At 74.1% G+C, this 21,383-nt stretch carries 16 protein-coding genes and 1 riboswitch; of the genes, 7 read left to right on the top strand and 9 right to left on the bottom strand.

The genetic code is table 11. The annotated features are described in order from the left end of the window. Nucleotides 1-3 precede the first annotated feature (3 nt). From V5D56_RS13600 to V5D56_RS13590, 3 genes are read right to left on the bottom strand one after another with little or no spacing between them, the layout of a single operon-like run. Complete coding sequence (locus V5D56_RS13600; RefSeq protein ID WP_435735835.1) at nt 4-1,677, bottom strand: Rv2578c family radical SAM protein; 1,674 nt, start codon at nt 1,675-1,677, stop codon at nt 4-6. A gap of 31 nt (nt 1,678-1,708) precedes the next feature. Beyond that, entirely contained in the window at nt 1,709-3,004 is a 1,296-nt protein-coding gene (locus V5D56_RS13595) for a hypothetical protein (protein WP_435735834.1), read from the bottom strand. Beyond that, complete coding sequence (locus V5D56_RS13590) at nt 3,001-3,444, bottom strand: hypothetical protein (RefSeq protein ID WP_435735833.1); 444 nt, start codon at nt 3,442-3,444, stop codon at nt 3,001-3,003. The genes V5D56_RS13595 and V5D56_RS13590 overlap by 4 nt, the downstream gene beginning before the upstream one ends. A 219-nt stretch (nt 3,445-3,663) precedes the next feature. Beyond that, nucleotides 3,664-3,785: riboswitch (TPP riboswitch) on the top strand. A 117-nt stretch (nt 3,786-3,902) separates the two neighbouring features. Between V5D56_RS13590 and V5D56_RS13585 the strand changes: the two genes are divergently transcribed. The 3 genes from V5D56_RS13585 to V5D56_RS13575 are packed head-to-tail and all read left to right on the top strand — an operon-like array spanning nt 3,903 to nt 7,055. Next, a complete protein-coding gene (locus V5D56_RS13585; protein ID WP_435735832.1) occupies nt 3,903-4,562 on the top strand; it encodes an ECF transporter S component in 660 nt (219 codons plus the stop codon). Next, complete coding sequence (locus V5D56_RS13580; RefSeq protein WP_435735831.1) at nt 4,555-6,285, top strand: ABC transporter ATP-binding protein; 1,731 nt, start codon at nt 4,555-4,557, stop codon at nt 6,283-6,285. Before V5D56_RS13585 ends, V5D56_RS13580 begins: the two co-directional genes overlap by 8 nt. After that, the gene (locus V5D56_RS13575; protein ID WP_435735830.1) at nt 6,282-7,055 is read left to right on the top strand and encodes an energy-coupling factor transporter transmembrane component T family protein; all 774 of its coding nucleotides are present in this window, start codon (nt 6,282-6,284) and stop codon (nt 7,053-7,055) included. Before V5D56_RS13580 ends, V5D56_RS13575 begins: the two co-directional genes overlap by 4 nt. Before the next feature lie 37 nt (nt 7,056-7,092). On the opposite strand, the gene hisS is transcribed toward V5D56_RS13575, so the two are convergent. Then, the gene (gene hisS, locus V5D56_RS13570; protein WP_435735829.1) at nt 7,093-8,490 is read right to left on the bottom strand and encodes a histidine--tRNA ligase; all 1,398 of its coding nucleotides are present in this window, start codon (nt 8,488-8,490) and stop codon (nt 7,093-7,095) included. A 21-nt stretch (nt 8,491-8,511) separates the two neighbouring features. Then, nucleotides 8,512-9,318, bottom strand: a complete 807-nt coding sequence (locus V5D56_RS13565) for an MBL fold metallo-hydrolase (RefSeq protein WP_435735828.1) — start codon at nt 9,316-9,318, stop codon at nt 8,512-8,514. Nucleotides 9,319-9,506: 188 nt separating this feature from the next. Here V5D56_RS13565 and V5D56_RS13560 point away from each other — a divergent pair, with 188 nt between their 5' ends. The 4 genes from V5D56_RS13560 to ligD all read left to right on the top strand — a co-directional run bounded on the left by V5D56_RS13560 (nt 9,507) and on the right by ligD (nt 13,998). Then, a complete protein-coding gene (locus V5D56_RS13560; RefSeq protein ID WP_435735827.1) occupies nt 9,507-10,265 on the top strand; it encodes a peptidylprolyl isomerase in 759 nt (252 codons plus the stop codon). Beyond that, entirely contained in the window at nt 10,262-12,154 is a 1,893-nt protein-coding gene (locus tag V5D56_RS13555) for a DUF349 domain-containing protein (protein ID WP_435735826.1), read from the top strand. Before V5D56_RS13560 ends, V5D56_RS13555 begins: the two co-directional genes overlap by 4 nt. A gap of 91 nt (nt 12,155-12,245) precedes the next feature. Next, nucleotides 12,246-12,911 (top strand): hypothetical protein, encoded by a 666-nt coding sequence (locus V5D56_RS13550; RefSeq protein WP_435735825.1) that lies wholly within the window; start codon nt 12,246-12,248, stop codon nt 12,909-12,911. 10 nt (nt 12,912-12,921) lie between these two features. Then, nucleotides 12,922-13,998 carry a non-homologous end-joining DNA ligase gene (gene ligD / locus V5D56_RS13545; protein ID WP_435735824.1) on the top strand — a complete coding sequence of 359 codons (1,077 nt, stop codon included), beginning with the start codon at nt 12,922-12,924 and terminating at the stop codon, nt 13,996-13,998. Nucleotides 13,999-14,029: 31 nt separating this feature from the next. Here the strand turns inward: ligD and V5D56_RS13540 are convergent, their stop codons facing one another. From V5D56_RS13540 to secD, 4 genes are all read right to left on the bottom strand, one after another. Then, nucleotides 14,030-15,136, bottom strand: coding sequence for an ATP-dependent DNA ligase (locus V5D56_RS13540; protein WP_435735823.1), 1,107 nt, complete (start codon nt 15,134-15,136; stop codon nt 14,030-14,032). A gap of 73 nt (nt 15,137-15,209) precedes the next feature. Next, nucleotides 15,210-17,552, bottom strand: coding sequence for a RelA/SpoT family protein (locus V5D56_RS13535; RefSeq protein ID WP_435735822.1), 2,343 nt, complete (start codon nt 17,550-17,552; stop codon nt 15,210-15,212). A gap of 77 nt (nt 17,553-17,629) precedes the next feature. Continuing rightward, nucleotides 17,630-18,235 (bottom strand): adenine phosphoribosyltransferase, encoded by a 606-nt coding sequence (locus V5D56_RS13530; RefSeq protein WP_435735821.1) that lies wholly within the window; start codon nt 18,233-18,235, stop codon nt 17,630-17,632. Further along, a complete protein-coding gene (secD, locus tag V5D56_RS13525) occupies nt 18,232-21,339 on the bottom strand; it encodes a protein translocase subunit SecD (RefSeq protein ID WP_435735820.1) in 3,108 nt (1,035 codons plus the stop codon). Before secD ends, V5D56_RS13530 begins: the two co-directional genes overlap by 4 nt. Nucleotides 21,340-21,383: the final 44 nt, after the last annotated feature.

Raw genomic sequence — 21,383 nt, 5'->3', positions numbered from 1 at the left:
GCCTCAGAACAGCACCTGCTCCACGCCGCCGCCCGCGAGGTCGAGCGCTCCGCCGTCGACCGGCATGCCGGCGAGCGCTCCTCCGGCCGCCGACGGGTCGGCCGGGCGGGCGAGGCTGCCGCGGGGGTACGCACCGTCGACGGGCGGCTCGGCGGCACCGAGCCCGCCGAGCTCGCCGCGCCGGTAGCGACCCTCGACGCCCGACGGGCCACGGTGGCCCGAGACGGCGAAGCCCCGCGTCTCGAGCATGGGGCGCACACGGTCCCACAGCCAGGACCGGTAGGCCTTGGACGCGTACGTGCCACGGTCGTAGACCCGTTCGTACCCGGGGACGAGGCGCGGGTGCTCGCGCGCGAGCCAGGCCATGAACCACTCGCGCGTCCCCGGCTTGAGATGCAGCGGGAGCACGGTGACGCCGGTGGCACCCGCGTCCTTGACCGCGTCGAGGAGGTCGGTGAGCGCGCGCGTGGAGTCCGTGAGCCACGGGAGCACGGGGGCGACCATGACCCCGCACGGCAGCCCGGCCTCGCGGATCGCGCGGATCAGGTCGAGGCGTGCCCGGGGGCTGGGCGTCCCGGGCTCGACGGACGCCTGGAGGTCGGGGTCGAGCAGCGCGAGCGACACCCCGATCCCGACCTCGACGCGTGACGCCGCGTCGACGAGCAGCGGCAGGTCGCGGCGCAGCAGCGTGCCCTTGGTGAGGATCGACAGCGGCGTGCCGGAGTCCGCGAGCGCCGAGACGATCCCCGGCATGAGCCGGTACCGGCCCTCCGCGCGCTGGTAGGGGTCGGTGTTCGTCCCGAGCGCGACGGGCTCGTGCGTCCACGTCCGCTTGGCCAGCTCGGCGCGCAGCACCTCGTCGACGTTGACCTTGACGACGACCTCGCGGTCGAAGTCGTCGCCCGCGTCGAGGTCGAGGTACTGGTGGGTGGGGCGCGCGAAGCAGTTGTGCGAGACGACTCCGGCCGCGACGAAGTCGCGCGTTCCCGTCGTGATGTCGACGAGCTCGACGAGGTCGTCCGCGCCGCCGAGCGCCTCGAGCGACTCGACGCGCAGGGCGTCGCCGCCGGTGACGTCCCGCCCGAGGAGGGGCGAGGCGCCGGGACCCTCGTCCGCCGCAGCCGTGGCGGCGAGGTCCCGCAACCCGCTCCGTCCCGGGCCGACGAGGACGTCCCCGAGCGCGAGGTGGGCGCGGTGGCCCGCGCCGGCGACCACGTGGCGCCAGCCCCGCTCGGTGAGGAAGCGGTGGTCGGCGCTCGCGACGAGCCGGGTACCGTCGGCGAGCGTCACCCGGTAGGCGCGCTTGCGCGTGGTCCAGCGGTCGAGCACGCGGGTGCGGACGTACCGCCGGTAGGCGCCGTGCGCCTGGGTGCCGACGATCTCGTCACCCACCTGGAGCTCGCCGGCGGGCCGCTGCGTCCCGTCGGCGAGGAGCACCGGTGTCTGCGGGCTCAGGCAGTACGAGCAGGCGTGGCTGCACCCGCGGTACGGGTTGACCGTCCAGCGGAACGGCATGCGCGACATCGCGGGCACCTTCGACAGCGCGCTCTTCGCCGTCACCTCGTGGAACGTGATCCCCGCGAACTCGGGCGTGCGCACGCTGCGCACGAGGCCCACGCGCTCCAGCCCCGGGAGCGCGCCGTCGTCCGCGCCGATCGCTTGTCCGTCCCACCTCACCCCCTGATTCGAACAGGTGTTCGAACTCGTGTCAAGGCGCCGGAGCGGACCCTCGGTCCCGCACGGGGGTCGGGCGCGGGTCGCGGCCCCCGAGCTCGGCCACGCGGTCCCAGACCCAGTCGGCCATCGACGGCGCGACGGCCTCTTCGGGGTACCCGGGGCGACGCCTGACCAGCGCTCCGAACGCGACGACCACGAGGTAGGCCCCGGCGTCGTCGGTCATCACCTGCTCCCCCGCCTCGTCCTCGGGCCAGTCCGGATGGGCCGCGGGGTCCGCCTCGATCTCCGTGCACAGGGCGACGACCTCCGCCGCCGACATCAGGCGGAACGGCTCGGCCTGACCCCACACAGCACCGGAGCCGGGCCGCTGACCGTCGTGCCAGGTCAGGAGCGCCTCGGCGGCCATCGCGCCGATGTGCTCGGTCTCCGCCTCGTCGCCGAACGACGCGCCGGGTCGCAGCGTCGCGCGCAGGTCCGCGGGCATCACCTGGTCCAGCGCGGCGAGAGCGGAGCGCAGGTCGGTGCCGAGCTCCTGGTCACGGAGCTCGCGCCACGCCGTCTCGAGCACCCCGGAGCGACGGATGTCCTCGAGGGTGTAACCCTCCGCGTCGGCGTTCTCGACGACTCCCTGCAGCGTCCGGGCGGTCCCCACCAGGTTCTGGAACAGGTCCTCGGTCGGGTTCTCCCGGAGGAGGCGCAGCCCGAGCCGCTCGGCGTCGTCGAAGCGGTACTGCAGGAGGTAGGCCCACCCCAGCATGAGCGCGACCCAGGGGCTCGCCGCCTCGGCCCGGATCGCCTCCTCGGCCGCGCGGACGAACCGGTCGACCGGCGCGTAGGTCCGCAGCAGGTGCACGGCGCGCTGCCCGAGCGCCCGGGGCAGCTCGTCCGGCGCCGTCCGCGCGCACCGCTCGACCGCGTCGTCGAGCTGGGACCAGCCGGACTCGTGCTCGCCGCCGAGCGCCAGTGCGGCCCCGAGCTCCATCCAGTCGTCCCACTGCTCGTGGTCCTCTCGCAGCACCGTGTTCGCCCACCGCAGCGCCTCGGGGTGGTCGTCCTCGGCGAACGCCAGGTGCCTCAGCGCGCGGGCCGCGTTGACGAACTGAGCGTCGCGACGCCCGGCGACGTCGAGGTAGAGGCGCCGGGCCGCGTCGGTCTCGCCACAGACCTCACGGTGGCTGCCGAGCAGCAGGGACACGCCGCTGCGCTCGGGCTGGGCGGCGAGCACCTGCAGCGCGAGCTCGGCGACCCGAGGATGCGTCGGCTGGGCCGCGAAGAGCTCCCAGGCGAGGTCCAGGCTCCGCTCGACCGCGTCGTCGACCTCGCTCACCGCGTCGCCTCGTCCGCCCACCCCTTGAGCACGGCGAGGTTCGCCAGCGGGACGTGGTGACCGATCCGCGGGTGGTCCAGCGTCACACCGACCACGCCGACGGCACCGAACGAGGCGAGATAGTCGATCGCCGCCGGCACCGGCACGCCGATCAGCGGCGCCTCGTCACCCTCCGCGCCGACCAGGCCCAGGGCACGAGCGGCCTCGCGCGCGCGAGCGGCGCTGCTGTAGAGACAGATCATCGGCCCCTGCGCCGACGCGACGCCGTAGGGACTGGGCCGGTCGGCGGAGCCTCGCGCGATGAAGAACCACGTCGTCAAGCGGGTCGTCTGCCGCCACAGCGCGATCTGCGCCGTCGTGTCGCCGGCGGGCGCTGCCCTGACCGCCTGGTCGAGGCGGTCCAGCTCGGCGACCAGCCCGGGGTCGTTGTCCTCGCTCATCGTGCTCCTTCGTCGTCGGAGATCTGGACCACCCCCGGCGTCCGGTCGCCCGGCCGGGGTCGTCCGCGACGCGCCCGCCCGAGCGCCGGTCGGTACCGACCGTCCCCGCGCGTCTCGCCGGTCGCACCCTCTCACACCGCTCGCCGAGGACCGGGCGACGCGTCCCGCACCGTGAGACGACGGGATTGTCCTCGCGAGGAGGAGGCCCTAGGGTCGGCCCGAACGCCCCCGGGGAGCGCACGAGCGCTGAGAGTGCCGGCCGGACATCCGTGTCCCACCGGCAGACCCGTGGAACCTGATCTGGTTCGTACCAGCGAAGGGAGCAGGGCCGACGTCACCGTCCCCTGCGCCCGCACGCGCCCGCACGGGTCCGCACGGCCGTGCAGCGGGGCACGTGCGCGCGCAGAGGGTCGGGACGCGCCGTCGTGCACCCGTCGCGGCCCGACGAAGGGACCCGCATGACCGAGCCCACCGCACGACCCACGACACGGCCCACCGCACGACCCACCGCACGACCCGTCACGCCCGGGCCAGGAGCGCCCCGACGGCGCCGCGGCCTGACGCTCCACGAGACCGTGCTCGTCGCGGTCCTCGGCGTCGTGTTCGGCTTCGTGTACTGGGCCTTCGTCCAGCTCTGGGCGCCGCTCCAGCTGGCGATGGGACCGCTCGCCGACCTCGCCGCGAACGTGCTCGCCGGCGCCTGGATCGTCGTCGGACCGCTCGCGACGTACATCGTGCGCAAGCCGGGCGTCGGGATCCTCACCGAGACGCTCGCCGCGCTCGTCGAGGTCGTGTTCCTCGCCTCGCCCGCCGGACCGCTCCTGCTGCTCGTCGGGCTCGTGCAGGGTGCGGGAGCCGAGCTGCCCTTCGCCCTCACGCGCTACCGCCGCTACGGGTGGTGGGTCTTCGTCGCGTCCGGCGTGAGCGCTGCTCTCGTCACGTACGCGTTCAACGCGGTCCGGTTCGGGTGGCTCGGGCAGGACTACGCGACGCTCCGGCTCGGCATCCAGGTCGTGTCGTGCGTGCTGCTGTGCGGGATCGCGGCGCGCCTGCTCGGCGACGCGCTCGCGCGCACCGGCGTCCTCGACGCGTTCGCGATCGAGTCGCGCCGTGGCTGAGACCGGCCGACGTCCAGCGGCACCGGGGACCGTGGCCGTACGGACGCGGAGCCTGTCCGTCGGCGTCGGTCACGACGGCGTCCCCGTCCTCGACGACGTGAGCGTGGACGTCGCCGAGGGGACCGGGCTGCTCGTCGTCGGACCGTCCGGGTGCGGCAAGTCGACGCTGCTGCGCGTGCTCACCGGCGTCGTCCCGCACACGCTGCCCGGCCACGTGACCGGCGACGTGGAGGTCGCGGGCCACGATCCGCGCGAGGTCGCCGTGGCGCGCCTGGCCGCGGACGTCGGTCTCGTGCAGCAGAGCCCCGGCGACCAGCTGTGCCTCGGCCGCGTCGAGGACGAGCTGCGCTTCGCTCTCGAGAACCGGGCCGCCGACCCCGCCACGATCGACGAGCGATCCGCGCACGCCCTCGCCGCGGTGGGGGCCACGCACCTGCGCGCACGGTCGACCCACGCGCTGTCCGGCGGCGAGGCGCAGCGCGTCGCGCTCGCCGCCGCGCTCGTCACCGATCCCGCGGTGCTCGTCCTGGACGAGCCCACCGCGCTCCTCGACCCCGCGGGCGCCCGCGAGGTCGGCGGCGTGGTCTCGCGGCTGGCCCACGGCTCCCTCCCCGCCGACGGCGCGGCGCGGCGCCGCACCGTCGTCGTGGTCGAGCACCGCCTCGACGAGCTCGGCGACCTGCCGGGCGCCACGCTCGTGCTCGACGACGCCGGACGCGTCGTCGCGCACGGCCCCACCCGCGTCGTGCTGCGCGAGCACGCGCAGCGGCTCGTGGAGCTCGGCTGCTGGCTCCCTCTCGACGTCGTGCTCGAGGCGGCCGGCGCACCCGGCCCCCTCGGCTCCGACGTCACCGACACCTGGCTCGTCGACCTCGCCGCCGCGTCGCCCACCGCCCCGTCGGCCGACGGCCCAGCACGCGTCGCGCTCCGTGCCCGCTCGTTCACGGTGACCCGGTCCGGGGCGCCGGTCGTGCACGACGTCGACCTCGACCTGCGCGCCGGTGAGGTGCTCGCCGTCGTCGGGCCCAACGGGAGCGGGAAGTCCACGCTGCTGCGCGGGCTCGCCGGGCTGGAACCGCGATCCGGCACGCTCACCGTGGCCGGACCGACGCCCGTCGCGATGGTCTTCCAGGACCCCGAGCACCAGCTCCTCGCGCGGACCGTCCGCGACGAGGTCGCCTGGTCACCGCGGCTCGCCGGCGTCCCGGACCTCGACGAGCGCGTCGCGCGGACGCTCGCGGCGTACGGGCTCGGCCACCTCGCCGACGCGAACCCGTTCCGCCTCTCCGGCGGCGAGCAGCGCCGGTTGTCCCTCGCGACCGCGACCGTGCTCGATCCCCCGGTCCTGCTCGCGGACGAGCCGACCTTCGGCCTCGACCGCGCCCAGGCCGACGCGTCCGGCCGCGTCCTGCGGGACCTCGCCGACCGCGGGGGCGCCGTCGCGCTCGTCACGCACGACCTGACCCTCGTCGCGCGGATCGCCGACCGCGTGGCCGTCGTCGTCGACGGCGAGGTCGTCGCGGACCGCGAGACGTCGGCCGTGCTCGCCGACGACGCGCTGTGCGCCGGTGGACGGCTCGCCCGGCCGCCGCTGCTCGAGTGGTGGGCGCGCACGGGACGCGGCCGGGGGGTCGGGCTGCGCGCGCTCGTCCGGGCGCTCGACGACGCCCTCGCCTCCGGCTCGCGGCCCGGCCGCGCCCGCGTCCCGGCGGTGCACGCATGAGCCCGCTCGCCCGGTGGAACCCGACCGTGAAGCTCGCGACGGTGCTCGCGCTGTCGACGGCGGCTCTGCTCGTGACGGACCCCGTGACGCCCGCGATCGGCTACGTCCTCGCCGTCGCCGCCCTCCTGGTGCTCGGGCGGGTGCCGCTGCGCGCGGTCGCCCTGGGCCACGTGCCGTTCCTGGCGTTCGCGGCGAGCCTGCTCGTGGTGAACGTCCTGACGCGCTCCGGCGGCGACGTGGTCGTCGTCGGCCCGGTCACCGTCGGCGCGACCGGCCTGACGATCGGCGCCTCGCTCGCGCTGCGCACGCTGTTCGTCGGCGTCCTGTCCCTGACGCTCGTGCTGACGACGGATCCCGTCCGCCTCATGACGAGCCTGCACCAGCACGCCCGGCTGCCCGCCACGTGGACCTTCGCCGTGCTCGCGGCGCACCGGCTGCTCGAGGAGCTTCCGGGCACGTGGCACACGATCCGGTGCGCGCAGGCGGTCCGGGACCCGCGCCGCGCCGCGGGCGACCTCCCGCGATCGCCCCGCGCGCTGGGCACGGCGGCCTTCGCGCTGCTCGTCGGCGCGATCCGCCGGTCCGAACGCCTCGCGATCGCCCTCGAGTCGCGCGGGCTCGGGGCAGGGCCGCGCACGACCTCCCGACCGGTCGCGCTCGGCACGGGCGACGTGCTCGCGGCCGCTGCGGTCCTCGCGGCGGCCGCGGGCGTCGTCGTGCTCGGCGCGCACGTCGGCTGGCTGACCGGTGTCGGTGCGCTCGCCGGATGACCGGCGAGCGCACCGGGCGCGCCGCGGTGCTGCGCTGTCAGGCCGCGGGCACGACGCGGGGCCAGAGGTCCTCGGCCGGCGGGGCCCACGACGCGGCGTCCGCGTCGACCTGCTCGCCCGACCGGATGTCCTTGACCTGGTCGGGACGCGGGTCGCCCGCGTCGTCGAGCTGCCCGGCGGCGGGGAACCACACGAACGGGATGCCACGGCGGTCGGCGTAGCGGATCTGCTTGCCGAACTTCGCGGCGCTCGGCGCGACCTCGACGGGGATACCGCGCGCGCGCAGCGCGGTAGCCACTGCGTCCGACGCCGGCCGCGACTCCTCGCTCGTCACGGCCACGACGACGGCGCTGGGCACCGAGCGCGTCGCGCGCACGAGGCCCGCCGACAGCAGGCGCGACACGAGGCGCGAGACGCCGATCGACAGCCCGACGCCCGGGTACGTCGTCGCACCGTCGGACGCGAGGGTGTCGTAGCGGCCGCCGGAGCAGATCGAGCCGAGCTGCTCGTGCCCCACGAGCACGGTCTCGTACACGGAGCCCGTGTAGTAGTCCAGGCCGCGCGCGATCTTGAGGTCCGCGACGACGACCCCGGGAGCGCGCACGCTCGCCGCCTCGATGATCGCGGCGAGCTCGGCCAGCCCCGTCTCCATGAGCTCGCTCGTCACGCCGCGCTCGGCCGCGAGCGCCCGCACGCGGTCGACCACGGTCGTGTCCGTGCCGCTGATCGCGGCGAGCGCCAGGCACGCGTCCGCCTGCTCGGGCGTCGCGCCGGCCTCCGCGACGAGGAGGCCGGCGACCTTCTCCGGGCCGATCTTGTCGAGCTTGTCGATCTGACGCAGCACGTCGTCGACGGCGTCGAGACCGAGGCCGCGGTAGAAGCCCTCGGCGACGCGCCGGTTGTTGACGAGCACGCGGACCTCGGGGACGCCGATCTCGCGCAGCGCGCCGAGCGCCTCGGCCATGACGAGCGGGAGCTCGACCTCGAAGTGGTAGGGCAGCTCGCCGGCACCGACGACGTCGATGTCCGCCTGCGTGAACTCGCGGAACCGCCCGTCCTGGGGACGCTCCCCCCGCCAGACCTTCTGGATCTGGTACCGCTTGAACGGGAACGCCAGGTGCCCCGCGTTCTCGAGCACGTAGCGGGCGAACGGGACGGTGAGGTCGAAGTGGAGGCCGAGCTGCTTCTCGGGCCGGCCCGTGCGGGCCTCGTCGCCCTCCCCCGGCTCCTCCTGGAGCCGGCGCAGGACGTACACCTCCTTGGACGTCTCGCCCTTGCGCAGCAGCTGGTCGAGCGGCTCCACCGCGCGCGTCTCGATCCCCGCGAAGCCGTGCAGCTCGAACGTGCGGCGCAGCGCGTCGAGGACGTGCTGCTCGACGATCCGTCCGTCGGGCAGCCATTCGGGGAATCCGGAGAGGGGTGTGGGCCTGGCCATGGGACCTGATCCTTCCAGACGTCAGCCCTGGGCGAGGAACGGGTTGGTCGCGAGCTCTCGGGCGACGGTCGTCGCGGGGCCGTGGCCCGGGAGCACGTCCCAGCGCGGGTCCAGGCGCCCGACGACGTCCCGGAGCGTGCGCGCCATCGTCGCCCCGTCACCCCCGGGCAGGTCGGTGCGGCCGACCGACCCCGCGAACAGGACGTCGCCGCTGAGCACGAGACCCGACCCCGGCCCGCCGAGCAGGTAGAGCGTCGAGCCCTCGGTGTGCCCGGGCGCGCCCACGGCGCTCAGGTGGAGCTCGCCCAGGTGCAGCGCGCGCGCCTCGCCGGCATCGGCCTCGAACGTCTGCACGTCGGCCGGCGCCCGGTAGTCGCCCGGCCGCGCCCCGGCGGCGCGCAGCGCCTCGCCGAGCGGCCCCGAGACCACCGCCGCCCCGGTCCCGCCCGGCCCGGAGGCCCCAGGTCGTCGCTCGAGCGTGCCGAACGGGTCCGCCAGCCGGTACGCGTCCGCCGCGTGGAGCACGAGGGGCACGCCGAAGCGCTCGCACAACCGGGCGGCGTCCCAGGTGTGGTCGACGTGGCCGTGGGTCGCGAGGACCGCGCGCGGGACGAGACCGCGGCGCTCGACCGCTGCCGTCACCGCGTCCGCGACGCCCGCACCCGCGTCGACGACGACGCAGTCCCCGCCGGGGGAACTGACGATCGCGCAGTTCGTGCCGAAGACCGGCGCGACGACCACGGCGACGTCGACCCGTCCACGGGGGGCTTCGCCGTCGGGCCTGCCGTCGTCCGCCGTCGTGCTCTCGTGTCCCGTCCGTCCGTCCACGGCCCGAGGTTAGCTTCCCGACGTGCCGCGGTCCGGACCCGGGGCGGCAGGTCGATACCGGACCGTGACCTGGGGCGCGGGAAACCACGGGGCTCCGGCGCGCACGATGCCTAGACTGTCCCGTACCGACCGCGGGTGCACTGTGGTCGACCGCGCGCGCCGTCACGGCGGACGACGAAGGAGCTGGGGTGTCGACGAAGAGCAGGGAGCGCGAGCAGGCGCGCCGCCGCCAGGAGAAGTGGGAGCGGCGTCAGGCGCAGCTGCGGGCACGACGCCAGCGCCGGTGGTCGATCGTCGGCGTCGCCCTCGCCCTGGTCGTCATCGGGGTCGTCGTCTGGTGGGCGCTGTCCGCCGCGCAGGGTTCCGGGACGGACCCCGCGGCGCAGCCCGACGACGCGTCGTCGGGCAGCACCGGAGAGCACACGCTGCCCCCGGCGACGGCGGCCGAAGGACGGGAGTGGACGTCGACCCTCGCGACCAGCGTCGGCGACATCACCCTCACGCTCGACGGCGCCGAGGCACCGCAGGCCGTGGCGAGCTTCGTCGCGCTCGCCGACTCGGGGTACTTCGACGACACGTCGTGCCACCGGCTGACCACCTCGGGGATCTTCGTCCTGCAGTGCGGAGACCCGACCGGCACCGGGACCGGCGACCCGGGGTACAAGTTCGGCCCGATCGAGAACGCGCCGACCGACGACGTGTACCCCGCGGGCACAGTCGCCATGGCCCGACAGGGCGGGGACGGCGAGTCGATGGGCTCCCAGTTCTTCCTCGTCTACGAGGACTCGACCATCCCGGCCGACGCCGCGGGTGGGTACACCGTGTTCGGCACCATCACATCCGGTCTGGACGTCGTCCAGGCAGTCGCTGACGCGGGGACCGCGGACGGGGCCGGCGACGGCTCCCCCGCGACCCCGGTCACCATCGAAGGAGTTGAGACCCAGTGAGCGATCCCGCGAACAACGAGGCGAGCACGCCGGTGACGGAGCCCGCAGAGGCGGACGCGACCGGACGGGTCGAGGCGACCGAGACGGAGGCGACGCAGGCGGAGACGACCCCGACCGAGGCGACCGAGGTCACCCCGTCCGAGGCTCCCGCGGACGCACCGGCGAGCACGGAGTCGCCCGAGCCCTCCTCCGCGGCCGCAGAGCAGCCGGAGCCCGCGGCAGACGACGCCGCCGAGGAGTCCGGGGCCCCGGCAGACCAGCAGGCCGGGGACGTTGCCGAGCAAGCCGACTCCCCCGCCGAGCAGGCCGAGGACGTTGCCGAGCAGGCCGACGCCCCCGCGGAGGTCGCGGAGCAGCCGGAAGCGCCTGCGGCCACGGCCGAGGCGGCCGAGACCGACCAGGACCAGACCGCCGCTGCGGACGCTGACCCGACCCCCGTCGAGCCGAGCCCCGCTGGACGACCGGCGCCCCGCCCGGCGCCGCGCCCCAAGCCGTCCGCCGTCCCGCACCCGCCGCGCCGGCCCGCTCCGTCGGGCGTCGCCGCGGCCGCGCCCTCGGCAGCCGACGTCCCCGCAACGCCGACCGTCCCGGCCGTGCCGGCCGTGCCGGCCCTCGCCGACGACTCCCCCGCCGCGAAGGCCGCCCGCGAGTTCGGACGCGTGGACGACGACGGCACCGTGCACGTGCGCGAGCAGGCCGGCGAGCGCGTCGTCGGGCAGTTCCCCGGCGTCGACACGGACGAGGCGCTCACCCTCTACGTCCGCCGCTACCTCGACCTCCAGGCGAAGGTCGCGCTCTTCGAGGCGCGCCTCACCGGCACGGACCTGTCCGTGAAGGAGATCGACCAGACGCTCGCGCGGCTCTCCGAGGAGACGGCGGAGCCGTCGGCCGTCGGCGACCTCGACGCGCTGCGCGCCCGGGTCGACGCCCTGCGGTCGATCGCGAGCGAGCGCCGCAAGCAGCTCGAGGCCGAGCGTGCCGCCGCGAAGTCGGCCGCCCTCGCGGCCCGGACGGAGATCATCGAGGCGGCCGAGAAGATCGCGGCGACCGATCCGAGCCGCATGCAGTGGCGTCCGGCGGGCGAGGAGCTCCGCGGCCTGCTCGACCGCTGGAAGGAGGCGCAGCGCTCCGGCCCCCGCATCGACCGGGCGAGCGAGGAGGCGCTGTGGAAGCGGTTCAGCCACGCGCGCACCGCGTTCGACCGCGAGCGTCGCCACTACTTCGCCGAGCTCGAGCAGCGCAACACCTCCGCCAAGGCGGAGAAGGAGAAGCTGGTCGAAGAGGCCGAGGCGCTCGCGACGAGCACCGACTGGGGCCCGACGGCGGGTGCATACCGCGACCTCATGGCCCGCTGGAAGGCCGCCGGGCGCGCCAGCAGGCGGGACGACGACGCGCTGTGGGCACGCTTCCGGTCGGCGCAGGACACGTTCTTCCAGGCGCGTGACGCGGCCAGCTCCGCCACCGACGCCGAGTACGCGGCGAACCTCGAGGTGAAGGAGGCCATCCTCACCGAGGCCGAGGCTCTCGTCCCCGTGCGGGACCTCGCCGCCGCGAAGACGGCGCTGCGCGACATCCAGGAACGGTGGGAGCAGGCCGGTCGCGTGCCGCGCGGTGACCTCCAGCGCGTCGAAGGGCGCCTGCGCGCCGTCGAGAACGCGGTCCGCGACGCGGAGCAGGCGCAGTGGACGCGCACGAACCCAGAGACGAGGGCTCGTGCGGAGGGCGCCGCCGCGCAGCTCGAGTCCGCGATCGAGGGCCTGGAGGCCGACCTCGCCGCGGCGCAGGAGCGCGGCGACAAGCGCGCGGTCGCCGACCTCGAGACCGCGCTCACCGCACGCCGCGCCTGGCTCGAGCAGGTCGTCCGGGCGGCCGAGGACTCGCGCGGCTGAACCGACCTCGGGCACGATCGCGGGCCGGCACTCGTCCACAGGCGGGTGCCGGCCCCTTTCGTCTCTCCTCGCCGTCGGGCACGGTGTACGGATGAGCACCGTCGCGCACCGTCACCCCGTCCCCGACCATCAGGTCGACGAACCCACCCGGACGGCCGACGCGACGTATCCTCCTCTCGCTCGCCTGCTCGCGCCGCGCGCCGTCGACGTCGGGCTGCTCGTGCGGCCGTCCGAGGTGGGCGGCCGGGTGGCGTACGGCGACCTCGTGCGACGGGGAGCGCTCGTCGAGGTGTGGGACGGCGTCGCGGCACCGGCGCGCGTCCCGCACACCCCGACCCTGCGAGCGCTGGCCGTCCGTGACCTCGTGCCGACGAGGACCGTCCTCGCGGGTGCCGGTGCCGCGTGGGTGCTGTGCGGCGGTCGACGCCCCGACCGGCTCGACGTCCTCTACCCGCCGGGCAGCCACCGACCGGCACCGCTGCCGGGCCGCGTCCCCCGGCAGGCCACGGTGCTGCGCTCGGAGACCGAGCTCGTGGCCGGCGTCCTGGTGACCGCCCCCCGACGCACGGCGCTCGACGTCGCGACCCGCTGCGACCGTGCCACCGCGCTCGAGATCCTGCGGCTGCTGCGGTCGACCCGCGCGCTCGACGTCGCCGGCGCCCTGCGCTCCCTCGAGCTGAGGTTCCGCTGGCCCGGGCGCGAGAGGGCGCGCGAGGTCCTCGACCTCCTGCTCGCCGAGGACGCCCCGCCGGGCTAGGTTGGGCGCCATGGCCGCAGCGACGACGCCACCGGTGGAGCTCGACGTCCGAGGACGCACGGTGCGCGTGACGAGCCCTGACCGGGTCGTGTTCCCCCGCCGGGACATCACCAAGCTCGACGTCGTGGAGTACTTCCTCGCCGTCGGCGACGGCATCCTCGGGGCGCTGCTCGACCGGCCGACCACGCTCGAACGGTGGCCGAAGGGCGTGTTCGAGGGCGCTCGGATGAGCACGCGCACGGACAACAGCGGCGACGCCTTCTACCAGAAGCGCGTGCCCAAGGGCGCACCCGACTACGTGCAGACGGCCCGCATCGCGTTCCCGAGCGGGCGCACGGCCGACGAGGTGTGCCCTACCGAGCTCGCCGTCGTGGCGTGGGCCGCGAACCTCGGCACGTTGACGTTCCACCCGTGGCCGGTGCGCGGCGAGGACGTCGAGGCGGTCGACCAGCTCAGGATCGACCTCGACCCGCAGCCGGGGACCGACTTCGACGACGCCGTGCGTGTCGCACCCCACCTGCGCGAGGTGCTCGACGAGCTCGGCCTGACGGGCTACCCGAAGACGTCGGGCGGTCGCGGCATCCACGTGTTCGTGCAGGTCGCCCCCGAGTGGGACTTCGTCGCCGCGCGCCGGGCGACGATCGCGATCGGGCGCGAGCTGGAGCGGCGGCTCCCCGACCAGGTGACGACGAAGTGGTGGAAGGAGGAGCGCGGCGCCAAGATCTTCGTCGACTACAACCAGATGGCTCGCGACCGCACCATCGCCTCGGCGTACTCCATCCGGTCGAACCATCGCGCGACCGTCTCCGCCCCGGTCCGGTGGGACGAGCTCGGCGACGTCCACCCCGACGACTTCGACGTGCGGAGCATGCCCGCGCGGTTCGCGGAGGTCGGCGACCTCTTCGCGCCGCTCCGGGCCGACCGCGACGACCCCGGGGCATCACTGGAGGCGGCGCTCGAGCTCTCCCGCCGCGACGAGGCCGAGCACGGACTGGGCGACCTCCCCTATCCCCCGGAGTACCCCAAGATGCCGGGAGAGCCGAAGCGGGTGCAGCCGAGCAAGGATCGCGACCGGCCCGGCGCGTGAGGGCTCGGGCGACCTCTCGGCGGCCACCAGGTCAGGCGACCCCCGGCGCTCCCGGGAGGATGCCCGTCAGGTCGTAGTGCACGGGCTCCTCGAGCTGGTCGTAGGTGCACGACGACGACTCGCGGTCGTCCCGCCACCGCCGGAACTGCGCGGTGTGGCGGAAGCGCGTGCCCTCCATGTGGTCGTACGCGACCTCGAGCACCCGCTCGGGACGCAGGGGCGTGAACGACAGGTCCTTGCCCGAGCTCCACCGCGACACCGCGCCCGGCATGCGTTCCCCCGCCGGGTTCTCCCAGCCGGACCACGGGTGCGCGTCCGCGTCGGGGGTGCCCGGCTCCACGACGAGCGGCGCGAGCTCGGCCACGAGAGCCGCACGGCGCGCCGTCGGGAAGGACGCCGCGACGCCCACGAACTGCAGCTGCCCCGCGTCGTCGTACAGGCCGAGCAGGAGCGAGCCGAGCAGCGGCTCGGCGGGCGTCGAGGTCTTGTGGAGCCGGTAGCCGGCGAGCACGACGTCGGCCTCACGACCGTGCTTGACCTTGAGCATCGCGCGTTTGTTCGGCTGGTAGGTGCCGTCGAGAGGCTTCGCCACGATCCCGTCCAGGCCCGCGCCCTCGAACGTGTCGAACCACTCGCGGGCGACGGCGACGTCGCGCGTGCGGGGGGTGGCGTGCACCTGCGGCCCGTCGAGCGCGAGCGTGTCGAGCGCCTCCTGGCGACGAGCGAGCGGTGCGCCGGTAAGGTCCTCGTCGCCCAGCGCGAGGACGTCGAACACGACCAGGCTGGCGGGCGTCTGCTCGGCGAGGAGGCGCACGCGCGAGTCTGCGGGGTGGATGCGCTGCTGGAGCACCTCGAACTCGAGCCGACCGCCCTGGGCCAGGACGATCTCGCCGTCGACGACGCAGCGCTCCGGCAGCGCAGCCCGCACCGCGTCCACGACCTCCGGGAAGTACCGCTCCATGGGCCGGGCGTTGCGGCTGTCGAGCCGCACCTCGTCCCCGTCGCGGTACACGATCGCGCGGAAGCCGTCCCACTTCGGCTCGTAGACGTATCCCCCGGGGACGGACTCCGGCTCGGGCACGTCGGGCACCGACTTGGCGAGCATCGGCAGGACGGGCGGCATCACGGGCAGGTCCATGCGCCCGATGCTGCCACCGGCCCACGGGCCGCGCCCGACGGGCGCGCCGTGCCGCGCCCCACCGGACGTGACGTCAGGCGGGCAGCGGCGGCGCCGGCTCGGCGCGCGATCCCGTCATGCGGTAGACGTCGAAGACGCCGTCGACCTTGCGCACCGCGCTGAGCACCTGCGCGAGGTGCGCCGGCTCGGCCATCTCGAACACGAAACGCGACATCGCGACGCGGTCGTTCGACGTCGAGACGGTCGCCGAGAGGATGTTCACGTGATGGTCCGACAGGACGCGGGTCACGTCCGACAGCAGGCGTGCACGGTCGAGCGCCTCCACCTGGATCTGGACGAGGAACATCGCGTTGCTGCCTGTCGTCCACGAGACGTCGACGATGCGCTCGGGCTGGTTGCGCAGCCCCACGACGTTCGCGCAGTCCGCGCGGTGCACGCTCACGCCCTGCCCGCGAGTGATGAACCCGATGATCTCGTCGCCGGGCACCGGCGTGCAGCACTTGGCGAGCTTGACCCAGATGTCGTCGACACCCTTGACCATGACGCCGGGGTCGCCCGTGCGGACGCGCCGCGCCGTCTGGCCGGGACGAGCCGTCTCGGCGACGTCCTCGACCGTCCCCTCGTCCCCGCCCATCGACTGGACGAGCTTCGACACGACGTTGGCCGCGGAGACCTGGGCCTCTCCGATCGCGGCGTACAGCGCCGTGACGTCGGCGAAACGCATCTCGTTCGCGAGCGCGACGAGCGTCTCGTGGGACAGCAGGCGCTGGATCGGGAGGTTCTGCTTGCGCATCGCCTTGGCGAGCGCGTCCTTGCCGTGCTCGACGGCCTCCTCGCGGCGCTCCTTCGAGAACCACTGGCGGATCTTGTTGCGGGCCCGCGGGCTCTTGACGAAGGCGAGCCAGTCGCGGCTGGGGCCGGCGTTCTCCGACTTGGACGTCAGGACGTCGACCGCGTCGCCGTTCTCCAGGGTCGAGTCGAGCGGGACGAGGCGTCCGTTGACCCGAGCACCCATCGTGCGGTGCCCGACCTCGGTGTGGACCGCGTACGCGAAGTCGACCGGCGTCGAGCCCGCCGGCAGCGCCAGGACGTCGCCCTTCGGCGTGAAGACGTAGACCTCGGCACCGCCGATCTCGAACCGCAAGGAGTCGAGGAACTCCGCCGGGTCGGCCGTCTCGCGCTGCCAGTCGACGAGCTGGCGCAGCCACCGCATGTCGCTGGCCGCGGAGTCGCTCTTGTCGGTCCGCCCCGCCGTCTTGGCGGTCTCCTTGTACTTCCAGTGCGCGGCGACGCCGTACTCCGCGCGCCGGTGCATCTCGTGCGTGCGGATCTGGATCTCGACGGGCTTGCCGCCCGGACCGATGACGGTCGTGTGCAGCGACTGGTACATGTTGAACTTCGGCATCGCGATGTAGTCCTTGAACCGCCCCGGCACGGGGTTCCACCGCGCGTGCAGCGCGCCGAGCGCCGCGTAGCAGTCCCGGACGCTGTCCACGAGGACGCGCGCACCGACGAGGTCGTAGATCTCCGCGAAGTCGTGGCCGCGCACGATCATCTTCTGGTAGATCGAGTAGTAGTGCTTCGGCCGGCCGGTGACGGTCGCGCGGATCTTGGCGCTGCGCAGGTCGGCCGTGACCTGCTCGCGCACGACGGCGAGGTACTCCTCGCGCGCGGGCGCACGCTCGGCGACGAGGTGGACGATCTCGTCGTACACCTTGGGGTACAGGGCCTGGAACGACAGGTCCTCGAGCTCCCACTTGATGGTGTTCATGCCGAGCCGGTGCGCGAGGGGCGCGTAGATCTCGAGCGTCTCGCGCGCCTTGCGCTCCGCGGACGACGACGAGACGTACTTCCACGTGCGCGCGTTGTGCAGCCGGTCGGCGAGCTTGATGACGAGCACGCGGATGTCGCGCGCCATGGCCACGACCATCTTGCGCACGGTCTCCGCCTGCGCGGCGTCGCCGTAGGTCACCTTGTCGAGCTTCGTCACGCCGTCGACGAGCATCGCGATCTCGTCGCCGTACTCGCCCCGGAGCTGGTCGAGGGAGTACTCGGTGTCCTCGACGGTGTCGTGCAGGAGCGCCGCGGCGAGCGTCGAGCCGTCGAAACCGAGGTCGGCGAGGATCGTCGCGACGGCGACCGGGTGCGTGATGTACGGGTCGCCGCTCTTGCGCAGCTGGCCCCGGTGGGCCCGCTCGGCGGTCCCGTAGGCACGCTCGATGACGGAGAGGTCAGACTTCGGGTGGTTCGTGCGGACCGCCTGGAGCAGCGGCTCGAGCGCCGGGCTGCCCCCGCCGGTCCTGGTCCCGAACCGCACGAGACGAGACCGCACACCGCGCCCCCCGCTGGCACCACCACCCTGGGCTGCAGGAGGCTGGCCGGCGGGCGCGGACGACGTCCGGGTGTCCTCGCTCATGTGCGCCTCCCTCCGTGTGCGGCCGACGTGCGCCGACGTGCGTGCGACGACCTGCCGCACCGACCGGAGTGGCAATCCTACGACTCCACGTGCAGGAGCGTGGTCACCCCGCGTCCCGCGAGGCGGTCGCGCCCACCCAGACCGTCGAGCTCCATGAGGAACGCCAGGCCGACGACGACGCCTCCGGCCCGCTCGACCAGCTCGGCTCCTGCGGCGGCCGTACCGCCCGTGGCGAGCACGTCGTCCACCACCAGAACGCGTGCACCGGGTCGCAGTGTTCCCGCGCGCAGCTCGATCGTCGCGGTGCCGTACTCGAGGTCGTACGTCACGGCGTCGGTCGGCGGCGGGAGCTTGCCGGCCTTCCGCAGCGGCAGGAAGCCGACCCCGAGGTGCGTCGCGAGCGGAGCGCCGAGGAGGAATCCGCGCGCCTCCAGGCCGGCGACGAGGTCGATCCCCCCGTCGACGGCGTCGACCACGTGCCCGAGCGCCTCGATCACGTGGCCGAACGCGGCCCCGTCGGCGAGAAGGCCCGTGATGTCGCGGAACGTGATCCCTGGCTCCGGATAGTCCGGGACAGACCGCACCAGGTCGAGCACCCGTGCCGACCGCTCGGCCCCGAGCCCGCCGAGGCCGACGGCCCGCAGGCCGTCGACCCCGGCGGCCGAGGTGTTCTCGGCGGTCATCGGGCCGTGCGGCGCTTGCGCGGCTGGGCCCTGTTCCCCTGGTGCGCTCCGGGCTGGAGCTGACGGGTGCCGTCGACACCGGCCGCGGCGAGCACCGCGTCCTGCGCGCCCTCGTCGCCCAGCTCCGCGGCCCGGTCCGCGCGCAGGTCCAGGACCTTGCGCGTGTGCTCGGCGATCGCCGTCTCGCGCTCGCGGAACGCGACCTCGAGGGGCGTCGCGAGGAAGATCGACGAGTACGCCCCGACCGCCATGCCGACGAACAGCGCGAGCGCGATGTCGCGCAGCGTGCCGGCCCCGAGGAGGAACGCCCCGATGAAGAGGATCGCGGCGACCGGCAGGAGCGCGACGACCGACGTGTTGATCGACCGGACCATCGTCTGGTTGATCGCGAGGTTCGCGCGCTCGGCGTACGTGCTGCGGGTCTGGTTGAGGATGCCCGTGGTGTTCTCGCGCACCTTGTCGAAGACCACGACCGTGTCGTAGATCGAGTACGCGAGGATCGTCAGCAGACCGATGACCGTCGCCGGCGTGATCTCCCAGCCGATGAGCGCGTAGATGCCGACCGTGAGGATCAGGTCGTGGAAGAGGGCGATCACCGCGGCGAGCGCCATGCGCCAGTTCCGGAAGTAGATCGTCATGACCAGGCTCACGAGCAGGAGGAAGACCAGGAGGCCGAGGAGGGCCTTCTGCGAGACGTCCTGCCCCCACGTGGGGCCGATGAACGCGCTGGTGACGTCCCCGACCTCGACCTCGTAGGCGTCGGCGAGCGCCGCCCGGACGTCCTCGACCTCCTCGTTGCTCAGCTGCGCCGTCTGGACGCGCACGCTGTTCGCGCCGACCGTCGAGATCCGGGGGACCTCGTCGGGCGCCACGGACTGCACGGCCTCGATCGCGGGCTGCTGCGAGGTGTCCGCTGCCTGGGACACCGTGAACTCGGAGCCTCCGCGGAACTCGATGCCGAGGTTGAGGCCGCCACCGGCCATCCGGACGCCGATGACCGCGAGCGAGAGCACGACCGCGACGATCGCCGCGACGAAGTACCGCTTGCGCCGCGCGACGATGGCGTAGGACCGGCGACCGGTGTAGAGGTCGTTGCCCCACTGGGCGAATCCGCTGGCCATCAGTGCTTCTCCTCGTTCTCGCCGACCGACGCGTCGGTGTCGGACGGGCTGGTCCTCGGTCGTTCCCGCAGCGGCGGCGCGTCGCTGCGCGGCACGCCGCTCCGCGATCGTCAGGCGCGGCCCGTCACCGCCGCCGACGCCGGCCGCGACGGTCTCGCGAGCGGGCACCTCGGTGCGGGTGCGCGCCGGGGCGACGTCCTCCTCCTCGGACGACGGCGCGTCCTCGACGGCGCTGCTCGACCCGGGCGTGGTGACGACCCGGCCACGGCCGGCGTACCGGACGCTGCGCGCCCCGAGGCGGCGCGGGTCGAGCCCGGACCACGGGTGCCCGGTCGCGAAGAACTTCGTCCGCGCGAGGAGCTGCATCAGCGGGTGGGTGAAGAGGAAGACCACGACGATGTCGATGAGGGTCGTCAGACCGAGGGTGAAGGCGAAGCCTCGCACGCCGCCCACGGCGAGGAAGTACAGCACGATCGCGGCCACGAAGTTCACCGCGTCGGAGGCGAGGATCGTGCGCCGTGCGCGCTCCCAGCCCTTCTCGACGGCGGAGTTGAGCGTGCGGCCGTCGCGCAGCTCGTCGCGGATGCGCTCGAAGTAGACGATGAACGAGTCGGCGGTGATACCGATCGCGACGATGAGGCCCGCCACGCCCGCGAGCGAGAGGCGGTAGCCGATCGTCCACGACAGGAGCGTGATGATCCCGTAGGCGAGAAGGCCAGCGACGGTGAGCGACGCGACCGTGACCAGACCGAGCACGCGGTACTGGAAGAGCGAGTAGATCACCACGAGCAGCATGCCGATCGCGCCCGCGAGCAGGCCCTTCTGGAGCTGCTCGGAACCGAGCGTCGCGGAGATCTGCTGCTGGCTCTGGACCTCGAAGGTCAGGGGCAGCGAGCCGAAGTTCAGCTGGTTCGCGAGGGTCGCGGCGCTGTCGCGCGTGAAGCTCCCGGAGATCTCCGCCTTGCCGTCCGGGATGGGGACCTGCGAGACGGGCGCCGAGATCACGAGGCCGTCGAGGACCATCGCGAACTGGTTCTGCGGTGCGGGCAGCGAGGTCAGCCGTGTCGTCACCTCGCGGAACTGGGTGGTGCCCGCGCCGTCGAACTCGAGGTTGACGACCCACTCGTTCGTCACCGCGCCGGTCTGGCCGACGCGCAGCCCGGAGCTCGCGTTCGCGATGTCCGTGCCCTCGACCTCGACCGGGCCGAGGATGTACTTGGCGAGGCCGTCCTCGGAGCACGCGACGAACGCGCTGTCGGTGGGGCCGCTGTCACCGCCGACGAGGTTCTCGGGAACCGTGCAGTCGAGCGCGTCGAACTGCTCCTGGATCTCCGGCGTGATCTGCGCCAGGTCGCTCGGGTTCTCCGGGCGCACGGTCTCCGTGTCGTCCGTGCCCGGCGTGGAACCTTCCGTGGCCTCGTCGGCGGGTGCCTCGGTCGCGCCGTCGGTCGCCCCCTCGGCGGGGGCGTCGGCCGACTCGGTCGCCTCGGGAGCGGCGCCGTCCGTGGCCGCACCGTCCTCGGTCGCGCCGTCGGCGGGCGCCTCCTCCGCAGGGGTGGCGGTCGGCGCGCCGACCGTGAGCACGGGACGGAAGCGCATCTGGGCCGACTGGCTGACGAGGTCGATCGTCTCCTGGCTCGGCTCGCCGGGGATGCCGACGACGATGTTGCCCGAGCCCTGCCGGGTGATCTCCGACTCCGACACGCCCTGCGCGTCGATGCGCTGGCGGATGACGTTGATCGCCTCGTTGATCGCCTCGGGCGTCACCTCGGAACCGTCGGTGGTGACCGGTTCGAGGATGATCTGCGTGCCGCCTTCGAGGTCCAGCGCGAGCCCCGGGGTGAGGCTCGCGCCGCCCGGGTCGTCGGCGGTCTGCGGGTCGAGCTTCGTCCCCGCGAAGAGGCTCCCGAAGAGGGCGACCACGAGGACGCCCAGGAAGACGAGGGTCCGTACGGGCCTCGCTCGTGTGCTGCTGGTGGCCAACTGTCCGTCTCTTCTCGTGCGAGTGCGATGGGCCCGGAGGCCCA

The sequence above is a fragment of the Cellulosimicrobium sp. PMB13 genome, assembly GCF_051294865.1.
In the GTDB taxonomy this organism is placed as follows: Bacteria; Actinomycetota; Actinomycetes; order Actinomycetales; family Cellulomonadaceae; genus Cellulosimicrobium.
This window is presented reverse-complemented; position numbering and strand designations above follow the sequence as displayed.

Bases quoted from the DNA above. Each gene is read 5' to 3' on its own strand.
- V5D56_RS13550 (WP_435735825.1), top strand. From the start codon at position 12,246: ATGAGCACCGTCGCGCACCGTCACCCCGTCCCCGACCATCAGGTCGAC.
- V5D56_RS13530 (WP_435735821.1), bottom strand. From the start codon at position 18,235: ATGACCGCCGAGAACACCTCGGCCGCCGGGGTCGACGGCCTGCGGGCC.
- ligD (WP_435735824.1), top strand. From the start codon at position 12,922: ATGGCCGCAGCGACGACGCCACCGGTGGAGCTCGACGTCCGAGGACGC.
- V5D56_RS13590 (WP_435735833.1), bottom strand. From the start codon at position 3,444: ATGAGCGAGGACAACGACCCCGGGCTGGTCGCCGAGCTGGACCGCCTC.
- hisS (WP_435735829.1), bottom strand. From the start codon at position 8,490: ATGGCCAGGCCCACACCCCTCTCCGGATTCCCCGAATGGCTGCCCGAC.
- V5D56_RS13535 (WP_435735822.1), bottom strand. From the start codon at position 17,552: ATGAGCGAGGACACCCGGACGTCGTCCGCGCCCGCCGGCCAGCCTCCT.
- V5D56_RS13540 (WP_435735823.1), bottom strand. From the start codon at position 15,136: ATGGACCTGCCCGTGATGCCGCCCGTCCTGCCGATGCTCGCCAAGTCG.
- V5D56_RS13585 (WP_435735832.1), top strand. From the start codon at position 3,903: ATGACCGAGCCCACCGCACGACCCACGACACGGCCCACCGCACGACCC.
- V5D56_RS13575 (WP_435735830.1), top strand. From the start codon at position 6,282: ATGAGCCCGCTCGCCCGGTGGAACCCGACCGTGAAGCTCGCGACGGTG.